The 16,844-nt window shown below is 64.3% G+C and carries 14 protein-coding genes; 12 read left to right on the top strand and 2 right to left on the bottom strand.

Annotated elements, in window-relative coordinates:
- Nucleotides 1–65 precede the first annotated feature (65 nt).
- The 4 genes from FZI91_RS02490 to lpqB all read left to right on the top strand — a co-directional run bounded on the left by FZI91_RS02490 (nt 66) and on the right by lpqB (nt 5,865).
- On the top strand, nt 66–1,583 hold the full coding sequence (locus FZI91_RS02490) for an AMP-binding protein (protein WP_162525736.1): 1,518 nt from the start codon (nt 66–68) through the stop codon (nt 1,581–1,583).
- A gap of 129 nt (nt 1,584–1,712) precedes the next feature.
- Nucleotides 1,713–2,402: a two-component system response regulator MtrA gene (gene mtrA / locus FZI91_RS02485; RefSeq protein ID WP_155937070.1), complete on the top strand. Its 690-nt coding sequence runs from the start codon at nt 1,713–1,715 to the stop codon at nt 2,400–2,402.
- Nucleotides 2,399–4,114 carry an MtrAB system histidine kinase MtrB gene (gene mtrB / locus FZI91_RS02480; RefSeq protein ID WP_162525737.1) on the top strand — a complete coding sequence of 572 codons (1,716 nt, stop codon included), beginning with the start codon at nt 2,399–2,401 and terminating at the stop codon, nt 4,112–4,114. The genes mtrA and mtrB overlap by 4 nt, the downstream gene beginning before the upstream one ends.
- Nucleotides 4,111–5,865 (top strand): MtrAB system accessory lipoprotein LpqB, encoded by a 1,755-nt coding sequence (gene lpqB, locus FZI91_RS02475; protein WP_155937069.1) that lies wholly within the window; start codon nt 4,111–4,113, stop codon nt 5,863–5,865. The genes mtrB and lpqB overlap by 4 nt, the downstream gene beginning before the upstream one ends.
- A 61-nt stretch (nt 5,866–5,926) precedes the next feature.
- Here lpqB and FZI91_RS02470 read toward each other — a convergent pair whose 3' ends face one another.
- Complete coding sequence (locus tag FZI91_RS02470) at nt 5,927–7,891, bottom strand: acyl-CoA dehydrogenase (RefSeq protein ID WP_155937068.1); 1,965 nt, start codon at nt 7,889–7,891, stop codon at nt 5,927–5,929.
- Between the two features lie 127 nt (nt 7,892–8,018).
- Here FZI91_RS02470 and FZI91_RS02465 point away from each other — a divergent pair, with 127 nt between their 5' ends.
- The 6 genes from FZI91_RS02465 (at nt 8,019) to secA (ending at nt 14,284) form a co-directional block, all read left to right on the top strand.
- Nucleotides 8,019–8,453, top strand: a complete 435-nt coding sequence (locus tag FZI91_RS02465; protein ID WP_155937067.1) for a hypothetical protein — start codon at nt 8,019–8,021, stop codon at nt 8,451–8,453.
- A complete protein-coding gene (locus FZI91_RS02460) occupies nt 8,453–9,157 on the top strand; it encodes a TetR/AcrR family transcriptional regulator (RefSeq protein WP_162525738.1) in 705 nt (234 codons plus the stop codon). The genes FZI91_RS02465 and FZI91_RS02460 overlap by 1 nt, the downstream gene beginning before the upstream one ends.
- A gap of 31 nt (nt 9,158–9,188) precedes the next feature.
- Nucleotides 9,189–9,539 carry a hypothetical protein gene (locus tag FZI91_RS02455; protein WP_155937066.1) on the top strand — a complete coding sequence of 117 codons (351 nt, stop codon included), beginning with the start codon at nt 9,189–9,191 and terminating at the stop codon, nt 9,537–9,539.
- A 170-nt stretch (nt 9,540–9,709) separates the two neighbouring features.
- Nucleotides 9,710–10,333: a ComF family protein gene (locus FZI91_RS02450; RefSeq protein ID WP_155937065.1), complete on the top strand. Its 624-nt coding sequence runs from the start codon at nt 9,710–9,712 to the stop codon at nt 10,331–10,333.
- A 314-nt stretch (nt 10,334–10,647) separates the two neighbouring features.
- Nucleotides 10,648–11,328: a ribosome hibernation-promoting factor, HPF/YfiA family gene (gene hpf, locus FZI91_RS02445; RefSeq protein ID WP_155937064.1), complete on the top strand. Its 681-nt coding sequence runs from the start codon at nt 10,648–10,650 to the stop codon at nt 11,326–11,328.
- Between the two features lie 154 nt (nt 11,329–11,482).
- Complete coding sequence (gene secA / locus FZI91_RS02440) at nt 11,483–14,284, top strand: preprotein translocase subunit SecA (protein WP_162525739.1); 2,802 nt, start codon at nt 11,483–11,485, stop codon at nt 14,282–14,284.
- A gap of 15 nt (nt 14,285–14,299) precedes the next feature.
- Here the strand turns inward: secA and FZI91_RS02435 are convergent, their stop codons facing one another.
- Entirely contained in the window at nt 14,300–14,770 is a 471-nt protein-coding gene (locus FZI91_RS02435; RefSeq protein WP_155937063.1) for an Rv3235 family protein, read from the bottom strand.
- A 163-nt stretch (nt 14,771–14,933) separates the two neighbouring features.
- Here FZI91_RS02435 and FZI91_RS02430 point away from each other — a divergent pair, with 163 nt between their 5' ends.
- Complete coding sequence (locus FZI91_RS02430) at nt 14,934–16,343, top strand: wax ester/triacylglycerol synthase family O-acyltransferase (RefSeq protein ID WP_162525740.1); 1,410 nt, start codon at nt 14,934–14,936, stop codon at nt 16,341–16,343.
- Nucleotides 16,343–16,840 (top strand): DUF6912 family protein, encoded by a 498-nt coding sequence (locus FZI91_RS02425; protein WP_155937062.1) that lies wholly within the window; start codon nt 16,343–16,345, stop codon nt 16,838–16,840. The genes FZI91_RS02430 and FZI91_RS02425 overlap by 1 nt, the downstream gene beginning before the upstream one ends.
- The last annotated feature ends 4 nt before the right edge of the window (nt 16,841–16,844 follow it).

Here is a 16,844-nt window from a genome sequence, read left to right as displayed (position 1 = left end):
GCAAGACGCGCCGTTGCTTGGCGGATATCCACACCGCACCCCGCGCGGGGCGGCAGGATTGGTGCGTGTTCTTCGATCTGGGTGTTCGTGACTTTCTGGACCGGGCAGAGCTGGTGTACCCCGACCGGGTCGGCGTGGTCGACGAGCCGATTCAGCCGGCGCCATCCTGGGGGCCATTGACCTACCGGCAGCTCGCTGCGCGGGCGCGCGGGCAGGCGGCGGCGCTGGACGGCCTCGGGGTGGGGCCGGGGGAGCGGGTGGCGATCGTCTCGCACAACGGCTCGCGGTTGCTCACATCTTTCTTCGGGGTGTCCGGGTGGGGACGCATCCTGGTGCCCATCAATTTTCGGCTGGCTCCGGCCGAGATCGAGTACATCGTCGAACATTCGGGCGCTTCGGTGCTGATGGTGGATCCCGAGGTGCGGGGGCTGCTGGACACCGTGCGCGCCACTCACAACTTCGTGCTGGGCGAGGATGACGCCGCGATCTTCGGAACGGAAACAGATCCAAATCCGTGGGCTGGCGATGAATCGACCACCGCCACACTGAATTACACCTCGGGTACCACCAGTCGTCCCAAGGGCGTTCAGCTCACTCATCGCAACATCTGGATCAACGCCGTCGTGTTTGGATTGCATGCCACCCTGCGCGATGACGATGTGGTGTTGCATACCTTGCCGATGTTCCATTGCAACGGATGGGGCTGGCCGTACGCGGCCACCGGCATGGGTGCACGGCACATCGTGCTGCGCAAAATTGACGGCGACGAGATCCTGAGGCGCGTCGCCGAGCGCGGAGTGACCGTAATGTGCGCGGCGCCAACGGTCGTCGATTCCGTGCTCGATGCCGCCGCGCACTGGCCGGGGCCGACCCCTGGCCGGGACCGGGTGCGGATCATCGTCGCGGGGGCGCCACCACCGACGCGCACTATCGCGCGGGTGCGCGCCGAACTCGGCTGGGAGTTCATTCAGATCTATGGGCTCACCGAGACGGCTCCGCTCATCACCATGAACCGCTTTCGGTCCGAATGGGCCGATCTCGACGAGCAGCAGCAGGCCGGCATGCTGGGCCGGGCGGGTGCTCCGGCGATCGGCGTCCGGGTGTCGATTGCCGAGGACGGTGAGGTGCTCACCCAGTCCAACACGAATCTCGACGGATATTGGGACCAGCCGGAGGCAACGGCAGACGCATTGGCGGGTAATTGGTTTCATACCGGCGACCGCGGATCCATGTCCGACGGATACCTGTCCATTTCGGATCGCAAGAAGGACGTCATCATCACCGGCGGCGAGAACGTGACCTCCATCGAGGTGGAAGACGCGTTGATATCGCATCCGGGCGTCCGCGAGGCCGCCGTCGTCGGGATGCCCGACGAAAAATGGGGTGAGTTGGTCACCGCGGTGGTCGTGGTTTCCCAGACAGCCCCAGACACAGACCCGCCGACGGGGGCGGACCTTGTCGCGCATTGCCGGGAGCGTCTGGCCGGATACAAGTGCCCCAAGCGCGTCGAGTTCGTCGACGCGCTGCCCAGAACCGCCACGGGGAAGGTTCAGAAGTTCAAGATCCGTCAGCAGCCCACCTAAATCCTGTGCCGACACGCCCGTTCGTGGCGAGGATGTGCGATACGAACCCGCCAGCGGACGGCGTGTCGGCGGGAATACACGGCAACTCACCCCCTCGGTACCCCGGTTTTGTCACGATCTAGTGACACGATGGGATCTATGAGGCAAAGGATCCTTGTTGTCGACGATGACGCGTCATTGGCCGAGATGCTCACCATCGTGTTGCGCGGGGAGGGTTTCGAGACGGCGGTAGTCAGCGACGGCACACAGGCGCTCACCGCAGTTCGTGAGTTGCGTCCCGATCTGGTGCTGCTGGACCTCATGCTGCCCGGGATGAACGGTATCGATGTGTGCAGAGTGCTGCGCTCCGATTCCGGTGTGCCGATCATCATGCTCACTGCCAAGACCGACACTGTCGACGTGGTGCTGGGTCTGGAGTCCGGCGCCGACGACTACATCATGAAGCCGTTCAAACCCAAGGAGCTTGTCGCCCGCATCCGTGCCCGGTTGCGCCGCAACGACGACGAGCCCGCCGAGATGCTGAACATCGCGGGCATCGAGATCGATGTGCCCGCGCACAAGGTGACGCGTGAGGGCGGCGAGCAGATCTCGCTGACCCCGCTGGAATTCGACCTGCTGGTGGCGCTGGCACGCAAACCGCGCCAGGTGTTTACTCGTGATGTGCTGCTCGAACAGGTGTGGGGTTACCGTCACCCGGCCGATACCCGGCTGGTGAATGTCCACGTGCAGCGTCTGCGGGCGAAGGTCGAGAAGGACCCGGAGAATCCGACCGTGGTGTTGACCGTTCGAGGAGTGGGATATAAGGCCGGACCCCCGTGATCTTCAGCTCGAAACGGCGCATTCAGCGGCGATCAGCACCACTGCTTCGCGGACTGAAGGCACTGAGTCGAGCGGTCGGGTTCACCTGGCGCCGTTCCCTGCAGGTGCGGGTGGTGGTGTCCAATCTGGCGCTGTCTTCCCTGGTCATCCTGATTCTGGGTTTTGTGCTCACCAGCCAGGTGACTGACCGCATCCTGGAATCAAAGATCCGGGTCGCGACGGAAGAGATGGAACGTGCGCGTGTCATCGTCAGTGATGATGTCGGCGGCGAGGAATCTCGATCGCTGCAGAGCAGCCTGGAGCTGGCCCGTAACCAACTGCTGAACCGCAACAAGGGTTCCGAGGGCGGCGGCGCTGGGGCGTTCGACGCAGTACTGCTCGTTCCCGGCGACGGGCCGCGCGCGGCCACCTCGGCGGGACCCGCCAGCCAGATCCCGGGCCCGCTGCGTGAATTCGTCAAGGCCGGTCAGGTCAGTTATCAGTATTCGACCGTGCACACCGAGGGTTTCTCGGGGAAGGCGTTGGTCATCGGCTCGCCGACGACGTCGAAAGTCACTGCGCTCGAACTCTATTTGGTCTTTCCGCTCTCGAATGAGGAAAGCACCATCTCCCTGGTGCGCGGCACCATTGTCACCGGTGGCGTGGTGTTACTGGTGTTGCTTGCCGCGGTCGCGCTGTTGGTCGCCCGCCAGGTGGTGCTTCCGGTGCGATCGGCCTCGCGGATCGCCGAACGATTCGCCGAAGGACATCTGTCCGAACGCATGCCGGTGCGCGGTGTCGACGATATGGCGCGCCTTGCCGTGTCCTTCAATGACATGGCCGAAAGCCTGTCGCGCGAAATCACACAACTGGAAGAGTTTGGAAACCTGCAGCGCCGCTTCACCTCTGACGTCAGCCACGAACTGCGCACCCCGCTGACCACCGTGCGGATGGCCGCCGACCTCATCTACGACAACCGGGAAGAGCTCGATCCGTCACTGCAGCGTTCCGCCGAGCTGATGACCAATGAGCTGGATCGCTTCGAGACGTTGTTGGCCGACCTGCTGGAGATCTCGCGGCACGACGCCGGTGTTGCCGAGCTGTCCGCCGAGCAGGTGGATCTGCGCGACACCGTCAAGACCGTCGTGGCCTCGGTTCAGCATCTCGCCGATGAGTTGGACACCACGGTGGAGCTCGACCTGCCCGACAGCGCAATCATCGCCGAGGTGGATCCGCGTCGCGTGGAACGGATTTTGCGCAACCTTGTCGCCAACGCGATCGACCACAGCGAGCACAAGCCCGTCACCATCAGGATGGCCGCCGATATCGACAGCGTCGCCGTCACCGTGCGGGACCTCGGGGTTGGCCTGCGTCCCGGCGAGGAGAAGCTGGTGTTCAACCGGTTCTGGCGCGCCGACCCGTCGCGCAAGCGCCACTCCGGCGGTACCGGACTGGGATTGGCGATCAGCGTCGAGGACGCCCGGCTGCACCAGGGGCGCTTGGAGGCATGGGGTGAGCCGGGTAAGGGGGCGTTGTTCCGCCTGACGGTGCCGTTGGTGCGCGGGCATAAAGTGACGACGAGCCCCCTTCCGTTGAATCCGGTCAGTCGTCCGAGTTCTGCTGTGCGCCGGCCGGTTCCGCGGGGAACACACCCGGGGGAGCAGGAGACGACGCCCATGCGCACCTCGGGCGCGGCGGGAGATGCGACCGAGCGGGTGGGGGACTCGTCATGATGCGCCGGAAGATGATGGCGATTCTGACCGCGCTGGCGGTTGTGCTGACCGGATGTGCAGGAGTGCCATCCTCATCCTCGCCGCAGGCCATCGGCACGGTGCAGCGCCCGGCGCCGCCGGGGATTCCGGCTCCGACCCCGGGCATGGAGCCCGAGACGGTGCTGCGCGAATTCCTGAAGGCCACGGCCGACCCGTCGAACAGGCACCGCGCCGCACGCCAGTTCCTCACCGAATCCGCCTCGCGGTCTTGGGACGATGCGGGTGACGCGGTGCTCATCGAGTCCCCGGTGTTCGCCGACCAGCGCGGGGTCGACCGGTGGACGATCAACGTACGCGCCAACAAACTGGGCACCCTGTCCGATATCGGGGTCTTCGAAACCGCCCAGGGCGATACCCAGGCTCCGCAGTTCGCGTTGATAAAGGCCAACGGCGAGTGGCGAATTGACTCGTTACCTAACGGTGTTTTCCTGGACTGGGCGCAGTTTCAGGCCGTCTACCGTCGGTACACCGTCTACTTCGCAGACCCCGCCGGCCGCACGGTGGTACCCGACCCTAGGTACGTGGCGGTCGCCGATCCAGACATGTTGGCCACCGAGCTCGTCTACAAGTTGCTATCCGGTCCGCGCCCAGAACTCGCAGGAGCAGTGCGTAATCACCTCAACGGCCTGCGGTTGCGTGGCCCGGTGACACGCGCCGACGGCGGCAGGGTGGATGTCGGGCGCGGGTACGGCGGCGTACGAGTAGAGCTGGAAGGCGATCTGACGGCCGATCAGCGGACCAGGCAGTTCCTTGCCGCGCAAGTGATTTGGACGCTTTCGCGTGCGGGTATCGCGGGACCGTACATCCTGCAGGTCAACGGTGCTCCGCTCGATGAGCAGTTCGCGCAGGGTTGGAGCACGCAGAACGTCGCGTCCACCGACCCTGGCGCGTCGGAGGGCGGGGGCGTGGGTCTCTACGGATTGTTGAACGGGTCGATGGTCACGGTGGACCGCGATGCCGCGACACCGCTGCGCGGATCATTTGGTCAAGTGGGGAACCAAGTTTCCGCCGCGCTGTCCCGCAGCGGGCGTCAGGTGGCTTCCGTGGTGCGGGTGCAGGACGGGGATGATCCGCAGATGTCGCTGTGGGTCGGTGCCAACGGCGCCAATGGCAGCGAGGCGGTTGGCGGCAAGACGCTGACCCGGCCCACCTGGGCGCTCGATGATGCGGTGTGGACGGTCATCGACGGCGGCAGAGTGGTCCGCATCATCCAGGAATCCACCACTTCGATGGTGGCGGTGCTGCCTGTCGAGGTGTCGGCGGTGGCGCAGAAATACAAGGGGCCGATCAGCGAATTGGCGTTGTCGCGGGATGGAACTCGGGCCGCGATGCTCATCGAGGGACAGGTCATCCTGGCGACCGTCGTGCAGACCGATAGCGGCGACTACGCCCTGGTGCATCCGCGCCGACTCGGCTACGGCCTTGGGAATTCGGCGGTATCGCTGGCCTGGCGGACCGGTGATGACATCGCGGTCGCCCGCAACGATGGGTCGCATCTGGTGGCCAGCGTGAACCTGGACGGGGTGAACTCCGATCTGGACGACCGGAACCTGCTGACCCCCGTATCGACAATCGTTGCGTCGCCGTCTGCGATCTACATCGCCGACGCGCGCGGTGTGCTGCAGCTGACGGGATTGGGCACGCCCGAGGAGAGATGGGTGGAAGTGCGTCCGCTCATGGTGCCGCAGGCGATTCCGGTGCTGACGGGCTAGGTCCGTTCTTGCGCCGAGACCGAGGTTATGGCGACATTGCGCGAGACGAAACCGCCACAACCTAGGTTTCGGTGCCCGGGTTTTCGCCGATCATCTCCGTGGCTAGCAGCGCCTCGGGAATTCCGAAAGCGTCCACCAGGGTTCGCAGATGTGGGCGCAGCTCGGAGCACAGCTGGTTGACGCCGCGCCGGATGGCCTTGGCTCGCTCGGTCGAGACGTGGCGGTGCATGAGGAACCACGACAGGTCGGCTTCGAGCGCGCTGTAGACGAACAGATCGCACAGCTTCTCCAACAGTTCCTGTGCGGATCGGCTGTCGCAACTGTCGATTGCGGCGATGAACGCCTCCAGTACCACTCGCTCGGTGTGGGCGGAGCCCACCTTGAGGATGTGGTCCTGCGCCGAATTGAAGACCTCGAAGGCGTCCTCGTCCTCGGACTGGGCGCGTTGCATCCGGGTCGCCGCGGTGCGCAGCAGGTGGTCCTCGCGGTTGCGTAGCAGGCGAAGTTGCGTGCCGCGGTTGCTGAGATCGGACTCTTCGACATTCTCGTCGGAGGAGTCCAGGATCGTCTGGATGACCTGGCGTGCCGCGGAGCGTTCCAGGATGACGTCCCGAGCCATCCCGGCGATAAACCTGGTCCAGCCAACGGCATTGAGGCCGCGAACGTCCTCGCCGTAGGCCGAGAGCAGTTCCTTGGCCACTAACTGGGTGAGCACGGTGTTATCGCCCTCGAAGGTGGTGAACACATCGATATCGCGGCGCAGGATGGTGAGCTGGTTGGCGTCGAGATAGCCGGCCCCGCCGCACGCCTCCCGGCAGACGGTGATGGCGTGCTGGGCGTGCCAGCTGGTCATCGCCTTCAAACCCGCTGCAGCGCTTTCCAGCTGGCGTTGACGATTGCCGTCCACCTCGGTGGCGGTCTGGACTTCGTGCAGCTCCTCGGTGAGCTCGTTCTGCGCGAACGCCAGCGCATAGGACCGCGCGATCAGCGGCAGCAGCTTGCGTTGGTGCACCAGGTAGTCGGCGATGATCACCTCGTCGGTGCTGTCCGGCGCATCGAACTGCTTGCGCACCAAGGCATACCGCGAGGCGATGGTCAGCGCCTTGCGAGCTGCGGCTCCCGAGGTCGCCGCCACACTGACCCGCCCGCGGATGAGGGTGCCCAGCATGGTGAAGAACCGCTTGTTCTCGTTCTCGATGGGCGAGCTGTAAGTGCCGTCCTCGGCGACGTCGGCATATTTGTTGAGCAGGTTGACGCGCGGCACCCGCACGTTGTCGAACACGATGCGTCCGTTGTCGACTCCGGCCAAGCCGCCCTTGTATCCACAGTCGCTGGTGGTGATTCCGGGCAGATCGTTGCCGTCGTCATCGCGGATCGGCACCACGAAGCAATGCACGCCGCGGCCGGTGGCCTCCTCGCCGGGGGAGCCGGTGACGAGCTGCGCGAAAACCGCTGCCACTGTGGCGTGCTGCGCGGCGCCGCCGATGTAGTCCTTGCGTGCAAGATCTCCCACAGAGCTGAGAATGAAGTCGCCGCTTGCGCTGTCGTAGGTGGCGATGGTCTGCAAGGCCTGGACGTTGGAACCATGGCCGGTCTCGGTCATCGCGAAACAGCCGAGCACGTCGAGATTGATCAGCGGGAGCACGTATCGCTCGTGATGTGAAGCGGTGCCAAGGTTTTCGATCGCACCGCCGAATAGCCCCCATTGCACGCCGGCCTTGACCATCAGCGACAGATCCGCGTAGCCGAGCATCTCGATGCCGACGATCGCGGCTCCGACGTCGCCCGTGCCGCCGTGCTCCTTTCGGAATCCAGCCTGCGGCAAGCCATGTGGAACGAGCTCGCGCATGATCCGCAGGGATCGTGCCCGCGCCTCGTCCAGGGTCAGCGAGGGATCGGGGAGCAGGTCGGCGCGGTTCAGGTACTCGCGAGCGGCATCGCGTATCGGGCCGAATCGCCCGTCGAGCGCCACGCGCAGGTGTGAGGTCAAGACTTCGGCATCGGCGGGTGCTGTCCGGGTCTCCATGTGTTCGAGCCTAGTCAGATGCGGCGGGCCAGTTGGCGTTCTGCGGCGCTCTGCATACATTAACCGACCAGTGGTCTAACATACCGACCAGTGGTCTAATTGGGGCATTTCGGAAGGAGCTAATGACATGACTACGACGTCTGCCGCGGTCGACCCGGCCCAGCGCACCCGCACTTTCGCGCGGGTTATCGGTCCATTCGTTGCCACGGTCACCACGATCATTGCCGCGCGTGCGGGGGACCTGAGTTTCCTGGGCGACAGCTTCTTCAAGGACCCGATGTGGGCGTGGCTGTTCGGGGCCCTGCTGCTGTTCTGCGGGCTGATGATCATCGCCTTTCATCAGTTCTGGCGAGGGGTGGCGCCGGTGATCATCTCGCTGTTCGGCTGGTTCCTGGCGCTGCGGGGATTCGTCCTGCTGGCATTTCCTCAGATGATGCAGAAGGGGGTGGATGCGTCAGTGCCGGCAGTCGGGCTGATCCGGGCCTTCTTCCTGTTCATGGCGGTCGGCGGTCTGTACCTGACCTATGTCGGCTGGATCAAGAAGCCCGGCACGAGGGCATAGTGCCGCGCGTCGTCAAACATCCGGAGCTCCGTCGGATCGAGTTGCTCGATCTGGCGATGGCGCTGTTCCTGGAACGTGGCTACGAAAGGGTCAGCCTCAACGATCTCATCGCCACCTCCGGAATGTCGAAAGGTGCCTTCTACCACTACTTTCCCTCTAAGGAAGCCCTGGTGGCGGCGCTGGCCGAGCGTAGTGCGGACCAAGCGTTCGAGGCGTTGAGCGCGGTCTTTACGGAGCAGGGCAAGGGCGCGTTGGACCGATTGAATGCCGGTCTGCGCGCGAGCTACGAGGTCAAGATGGCGCTTGGCGCGCCGGAGAGCATTGCGGCCATGGCCTCGATGCTGCGGCCGGAGAACCAGGCGCTGCTGCGCAGGATTTCGGCGATCTGGGAGGACAAGTTTCGGCCGGTGCTCACCGACGTCATCACACAGGGGGTCGCCGAGGGGGCTTTCGAGACGTTCGATCCCGAGGGCGTCGGCGACATGATCCAGGGCTTCGCGGCCAACATGGGTGCCACCGTCCAACGAATCATGGCGGCACCGGATGCGCGGACCCAGGCGTCGGCGATCGACGCGGCGGTCCTGCGTCAGCGCCTCTTCGGCGTGGCCACCGACAGAGTTCTTGGGCTACCCGACGGGACGGTGGAGGTCCTGGACCGTCAGCAGATCGAAGCCTTGATCGCTGCGTTACCGCGCGCCTTCTAGCGGATCGAGATTTGCGGCCCACAATGTCGCAATGAAGTTTGGCGCTGTTATCGCTGCTTTAGGTGTCTCCGCCTCTGTTGCGGGGGCGGCGCCCGTCTGGGCCGCACCCCCGTCGTGCTTTCCGAACAAGGCGACAGTCGCCTTCGAAACCTCCGACGCTGCGGTCGCTATCTGCACGACGGATAGCGGGTTCCGATACAAGGGTCACGCGCTCAATAAAGACACCGACATCGAGGTGCCCGCGACCGCCGAGAATCGTGACGGCGGAGGCGTCAACTACGTGGCCAAGAACCAGGGGTATACCTACACCGTCTGGGATTCAAAGCGATTGGTGATCATCGGACCCCACGATGAGATGGTGTCCGACGAAACCGGAACCTAGGGAGTTCAACCTAGGCGGATCAGCGCGAGCAGGCGTGAAGATTTTTCCATCCGCTATGGATACCGCAGTCGAGATGACATTGGCGGGCACATCGCCCGAGCGAGGCCGTTCGTAGATGTCGTCTCGGCGGGTATGCCGGAAATGTCGGACCCTGCGCGCACACTGCCCGCATGCTCGACCTGGTGCTGCCACTGGCCTGCGGCGGCTGTGGGGCGCTCTCCACGCGGTGGTGCGAGGCGTGTGCCGGTGCTTTCCTGGCAGAGCCGGTGGTGGTGACGACGCGGGTCGACCCGGGTGTTCCCGTCCTGTCGCTTGGGCGGTACGCCGCCGTCCGACGTCAGGCGATCGTGACCATGAAGGACCGAGGTCGGCGCGACCTCAGTGTTCCGCTGGGGCTGGCGCTGACGCGGGGAGTGGATCAACTCCTGCGATGGCGCCTCATTGAGCGCCCCGTGACGCTGGTTCCGGCGCCCACACGGTGGACCTCGGCGCGCGCACGCGGGGGAGATCCCGTGACCGCGGTCGCGGGTATCGCCACCCGGATCCCGGGCGTGCACGTCGCATCGCTGCTGCGTATGAAGTTGGGTGCACGGGATTCGGTGGGACTGTCCGTTTCTGCGCGCCAGCGCAATGTCGCGGGGCGCATCGCGGTGCGTCGGGGCCCGCGACCGGACACCGAGCTTGTGCTGGTCGACGATGTCGTAACCACGGGGGCCACCGCCGCCGAATCAGTAAGGGTATTGAGAACCGCCGGTTTTCGCGTCGCGGCCGTGCTCACGCTGACGTACTCCTGATGCGCAGACAAAAATCGTGTGACGATCTCGAAACGACTCTCACGAATCGGTGGCAAGGACCGTGAACACGGACTACCGTCGGGGCCAACAAGCTATGAACGTTCCGCGTTCAGGCGGTCCGACCGCTACCGACACGGAACGCCTGCTTCCCATTCGGCGGAGGAGGTGGTCACCAACCCCAGCGCCGGCGGGCTGCCGCCTCGGTATTTCAGGCGACTCCGGCGTACTTCACACACAAAACATGCGCACCGCCAACATTTTTGGCCCATTGGGCATGTTGATTGCGAGCGCACTCTCAGTACCGGAGGTATGAGTTGTCAAGCACATCAAAGGCATCCGTTGCACTCGAAGACGGGGAGCGGACAGCCCAAACAGCCCAAGCCGACATTGTGGTCAAGGGGCGAAACGTCGAAATCCCCGATCACTTCCGAATCTTTGTGAACGACAAACTGTCCCGTCTGGAACGTTACGACAAATCCCTTTATCTCTTCGATGTAGAACTCGAGCACGAACGTAACCGTCGCCAGAAGAAAGCCTGTCAGCGCGTGGAGATCACCGCGCGGGGCCGAGGGCCGGTTGTCCGCGGCGAGGCATGTGCCGACACTTTCCACAGTGCCCTGGAAGCTGCGGTCGCCAAGTTGGAGAGCCGGTTGCGTCGAGGTCGCGACCGCCGCAAGGTTCACTACGGAGACAAGACGCCGGTATCGCTCGCCGAGGCCACCAAGGTTCTCCCTGCGGACGCCTTCACTCCTCCTGCCGCGGTGAACGGTGCGCACAGTCACAACGGTGCCGAGGCCGATGACGAACACGGTCCCGGCCAGATCGTGCGGACCAAGGAGCACGCGGCGAAGCCGATGACGGTCGATGATGCGCTCTATGAGATGGAATTGGTCGGTCACGACTTCTTCCTGTTCCACGACGAATCCACCGGGTGCCCGTCCGTGGTGTACCGCAGACACGCGTACGACTACGGCCTGATACGCCTCGGGGAGTAAGGGCGCGCAGACACCGCGCCGAGAGTCCCCGCACTGGTTTCACGACCGGTGCGGGGACTTCTCATATCGGGGTTTTGCGGTGCCCGCGCGGGCGGCGCCTACGATGGGACTCGCTGTGATCTGACAAGTCCTAACAAGTACAGGGGTTATTGACGTGCTGTCGAAGTTGCTGCGCCTTGGTGAAGGTCGCATGGTCAAGCGTCTTAAGGGCATGGCCGAATACGTCAACACCCTGTCCGACGACGTCGAGAAACTGTCCGATGACGAGCTCCGGGGTAAGACTGCCGAGTTCAAGGGCCGCCTGGAGAAGGGCGCGACCCTCGATGATCTGATGCCCGAAGCGTTCGCGGTTGCCCGTGAAGCCTCCTGGCGGGTGCTGAGCCAGCGGCACTTCGATGTGCAGGTCATGGGTGGTGCCGCGCTGCATGCCGGGAATGTCGCCGAGATGAAGACCGGTGAAGGCAAGACCCTCACCTGTGTGCTCCCCGCGTATCTCAATGCCCTGGCAGGTAAGGGCACGCACGTCGTCACCGTCAACGACTACCTGGCCAAACGCGACTCCGAATGGATGGGCCGCGTGCACCGCTTCCTGGGCCTGAACGTCGACGTGATCCTGTCGCAGATGAACCCGCAGGAACGTCGGGAGGCGTACAACGCCGACATCACCTACGGCACCAACAACGAGTTCGGCTTCGACTACCTGCGTGACAACATGACCCACTCGCTCGACGAGCTGGTGCAGCGCGGTCACGCCTACGCCATCGTCGACGAGGTGGACTCGATCCTCATCGACGAGGCTCGGACCCCGCTGATCATCTCCGGCCCGGCAGATGGCGCCTCCAACTGGTACCCGGAGTTCGCGCGGATCGTGCCGCTGATGGACAAGGACACCCACTACGAGGTGGACATCCGCAAGCGCACGATCGGTATCCATGAAGTCGGCGTGGAGTTCGTCGAGGATCAGCTGGGTATCGACAACCTGTATGAGGCGGCCAACTCGCCGTTGGTGAGCTACCTGAACAACGCCATCAAGGCCAAGGAGCTGTTCAACCGGGACAAGGACTACATCGTTCGCGACGGCGAGGTGCTAATCGTCGATGAGTTCACCGGACGTGTGCTGCTGGGCCGCCGCTACAACGAGGGCATGCACCAGGCCATCGAGGCCAAGGAGCGGGTGGAGATCAAGGCGGAAAACCAGACGCTGGCCACCATCACCCTGCAGAACTACTTCCGGCTCTACGAGAAGCTCTCCGGCATGACCGGTACCGCGCAGACAGAAGCGGCCGAGCTCCACGAGATCTACAAACTCGGTGTCGTGTCCATCCCGACGAACCGGCCGATGGTCCGCAAGGACCAATCCGACCTCATCTACAAGACCGAGGAAGCCAAGTACATCGCGGTCGTCGACGATGTGGTCGAGCGGTATGAGAACGGCCAGCCCGTCCTTATCGGCACCACGAGTGTGGAACGCTCCGAATACCTTTCGCGGCAGTTCACCAAGCGGCGAATCCCGCATAACGTGCTCAACGCCAAGTACCACGAGCAGGAAGCCCGCATCATCGCTGAGGCCGGGCGCCGGGGGGCCATCACGGTGGCCACCAACATGGCTGGTCGCGGTACCGACATCGTGCTGGGCGGTAACCCGGACTTCTTGGCAGATACGCATCTTCGTGAACAGGGCCTGGACCCGGTGGAGACCCCGGACGAGTACCAGGACGCCTGGGACGCGACGCTGCAGAAGTTCAAGGATGCTGCCGAGACCGAGGCCAAGGAGGTTCAGGAGGCCGGCGGCCTGTACGTGCTGGGCACCGAACGCCACGAGTCGCGACGTATCGACAACCAGCTGCGTGGTCGTTCCGGACGGCAGGGCGACCCGGGCGAGTCCCGTTTCTATCTGTCGCTGGGCGACGAGTTGATGCGACGGTTCAATGGCGCTGCGCTGGAAACGATTCTGACGCGCATGAACGTTCCCGACGATGTGCCAATCGAGGCCAAGATGGTCACCAGTGCCATCAAGAGCGCTCAGACCCAGGTTGAGCAGCAGAACTTCGAGGTCCGCAAGAACGTCCTCAAATACGACGAGGTGATGAACCTGCAACGCAAGGTCATCTACGCCGAGCGCCGTCGCATCCTCGACGGCGAGGATCTGCAGCCGCAAATCCAGGAGATGATCACCGACACCATTGCCGCCTACGTCGACGGCGCGACCGCCGAGGGCTATCACGAGGACTGGGACTTCGATGCGTTGTGGACCGCGCTCAAGACGCTCTATCCGGTGGGCGTGACCCCCGAAGAACTGATCGCGTCTGAAAAATATGGTGACGCAGACGAATTGAGTCCGGACGATCTCAAGGCGGCTTTGCTCGACGACGCCAAGAATGCCTACAAGGTCAGGGAAGCCGAGATCGACGGGCTGGCCGGCGAGGGCTCGATGCGCCAGCTGGAGCGCAACATCCTGCTGAGCGTGATCGACCGCAAGTGGCGCGAGCACCTGTACGAGATGGACTACCTCAAGGAAGGCATCGGCCTGCGGGCGATGGCTCAGCGCGATCCGTTGGTCGAGTACCAGCGCGAGGGCTACGACATGTTCCGGGCCATGCTGGACGGTCTCAAGGAGGAGTCGGTCGGCTTCCTGTTCAACATCAACGTCGAGGTCCAGCAGCCTGCCGAGGGAACAGTTGCCCCTCAGGCCGCGCCCGAAGGCCTGGCTGAGTTCGCTTCTGCTGCAGCGCAAGCCGCGAGCGGTCTCTCAGCCGCGCAGGGGGAGCTGCGGGCGAAGGGACTCGAGGAGTCCACCCCGGAGCTGACCTACTCGGGCCCGTCGGAGGACGGCTCGGCGCAGTCGCGGCATGAAGGCGGCGATGATGCTGCTAGTGGCACCCGGCGTGAGCGTCGGGAAGCGGCGCGCAACGCGGGCCGCACCTCCAAGCCGACGCGGTCACGCCGCAAGCGCTGATCGAACCGAGTCGCGTCACCCCAGTTGCAATGCGACCACCAGCCAGGTGCCTTTGACGGACGCAATCCGCCCGGCGAAGGCCCTGACGCGTCCGCCGCGCTGGAACGTCCCGAAGATCTCCGCGGTGTCCTCCGCGCAGCTGCGCACCCGGATTTTGTTGAGCCGCGCCGCGGAAGCGGCCGGGGTGCGAGCCGACCGCGCCATCACCGCGCTCAGTGGTCCGTCGGCTAGCAGCGGACGCAATTGGACGATGGGCCGACGCCGGTCCATGACCTCAAGGACACGGCGCATTGCGGCGTCCGCGAACGCGACAGCCTCGGGCGAAGGAGATTGTTCGCGCAGATGCGATTGCCGTGCAATACCCGCCGGCCGAGTCCGTGATTGGTGCCATCTTCCGGGCCGAGGCGACGGGCAGGCAGCAGGCATGCTGGCCAGCACGGGCGCTGGTTCGTAATCGGCAACCCGGGTGATATAGCGATGAGACATTTCCCCCTCCAATGAATGAGCCCCCACATTTGCTCTGTTGGAGAGAGACAGATCGTTGCCGATCATGATCGCACAGCCGGTATGCAGGGCGCCAGGGTAGGGTTTGGCGCAGCGGAGCTGCTGGTGAAGTGGCGAGATTGTTGAGCGGAAGGCGGCGCGGGTCGTGGTGAGCAGGTTGTCCGCGCTTGACGCATCGTTCTACTCGAGCGAGGACAGCTCCACCCCGATGCATGTCGGCTCGTTGGCGATTATTCGTAAGCCCCGCGGCGGTTTCACCTATGAGGAGCTTCTCGCGTTGGTGGAGAGCCGGCTCCCGCAGGTACCGCGCTACCGGCAGAAGGTCAAGGAGATCGGATTTGGGCTGGCCCGTCCGGTCTGGCTCGACGACGTCGACTTCGATATCACCTATCACATTCGCCGGTCGGCGTTGCCGTCCCCGGGGAGCGACGGGCAGCTGCAAGATCTGGTGGCCCGCTTGACATCTCGCCCGCTAGATCGGTCCCGGCCGCTGTGGGAGATGTACTTGGTGGAGGGGCTGTCGAAGAACCGGATGGCGATCTACACGAAAACGCATCAGGCGTTGGTGGATGGCAATTCCGCGCTTGAGCTCGGGCAGGTCATGTTCAACCGGACCGCTCGGACCCCAGAGTTCGAGGAAGATATTTGGGTTCCGGAGCATGAACCGAGCTCCAATGAGCTCATTGCGGGCGCCGTCGCCGAGTGGCTGGCGCGTCCCGGCGCGCGACTTGAGGCAGTCCGCACCGCGGTTGCCGACGTCGCTTCGCTCACGGGTGAGATCGGCGAATTGGGTGACCGCATGGTGAAGGTGGTCCGTACCGCGGCGCGCGGCGCCGCCCCGCGCGGGCCGCTCAATCAGCCCGTATCGCGCAGCAGGCGGTTCACGGTGGTGACCACGAAACTGGCGGACTACAGACGGGTGCGCGCCAAGTACGATTGCGATGTCAACGATGTGGTGCTGGCGGTAATCGCTGCGGCGCTGCGCAATTGGTTGTTGAGCAGGGGAGAGCCAGTTACTCCAACGTCCACCATCCGGGCGATGGTGCCGATGTCGGTGTACCGGGATGGCGACCTGGACGTCGCCGCGGAAGGGGCCGTGACCACCGAGGTGTCACCGTTCCTTGTCGACCTTCCGGTTGGAGAGGGCAACACAGTGGTGCGCCTCTCGCAGATCGCGCATGCCACCGAATCACATTCCGCGGCTTTCAGTTTGGTGGATGTGCCGAACATGGCTGAACTCTCGGGGTTTGTTCCGCCCACCCTGCATGCGCTGGCGGCGCGGGTCGCGACCACACTGCCCAACCGGCTATTCAACCTGCTGGTCACCAATGTGCCTGGGCCGCAATCCCCGATGTACTTGGGCGGTGCCCGCCTGGCAGAGATCTACCCGGTGCCTCCGCTGCTGCGTAATCAGGTGCTGTCGATCGGGCTGACGTCCTACAACGGCGTCGTCTACTACGGGATCAATGCCGACCGTGATGCGATGCCCGATGCCGACATGATTCCGGTACTCATCACCGAGGCGCTCGACGAATTGTTGGAGGCGGCACAGTAATGCAGGTCTACATCCCGGTGACGCTGTTGATGTTGCGTGGACTGGTTGCCGACGGCGAGCTATGGCCGGTGAACGGCACCGCGTTCGCGGTGACCCCGGCCCTGCGCGAGGCCTACTCCGCGGGGGACGAGGACGAGCTGTCGGAGGTCGCGATGCGTGAGGCCGCGATGGCCTCGTTGCGGCTGCTGGCCAACCATGACGGCGACGACTTGCCTGCCCGGCGGGCGGTGTTGGTCGCCGATGCCGATGATGCGAAGCTGCGCCCCGACCTGGACGACGCCGTCGTGCGGTTGGCGGGTCCGGTGCCGATCTCCTCGGTGGTGGCCGCGCATGTGGACCTGGCGCAGGCGGAACCGGATGTGGTGCGGGCGGCCGAGGTGATCGACGCTGCAGATCTTGGCGACGAGGACGCCGAGCTGGTGGTCGGCGATGCACAGGACCACGATTTGGCCTGGTACGCGACCCAAGAATTACCGTTCCTGCTCGACCTCCTGTGAGATA

Origin of the sequence: Mycobacteroides sp. CBMA 271 (assembly GCF_009729205.1) — a bacterium.
Classification (GTDB): domain Bacteria; phylum Actinomycetota; class Actinomycetes; order Mycobacteriales; family Mycobacteriaceae; genus Mycobacterium.
The sequence above is the reverse complement of the archived record's forward strand: the minus strand, read 5'-3'. Positions and strand labels throughout refer to the sequence as shown.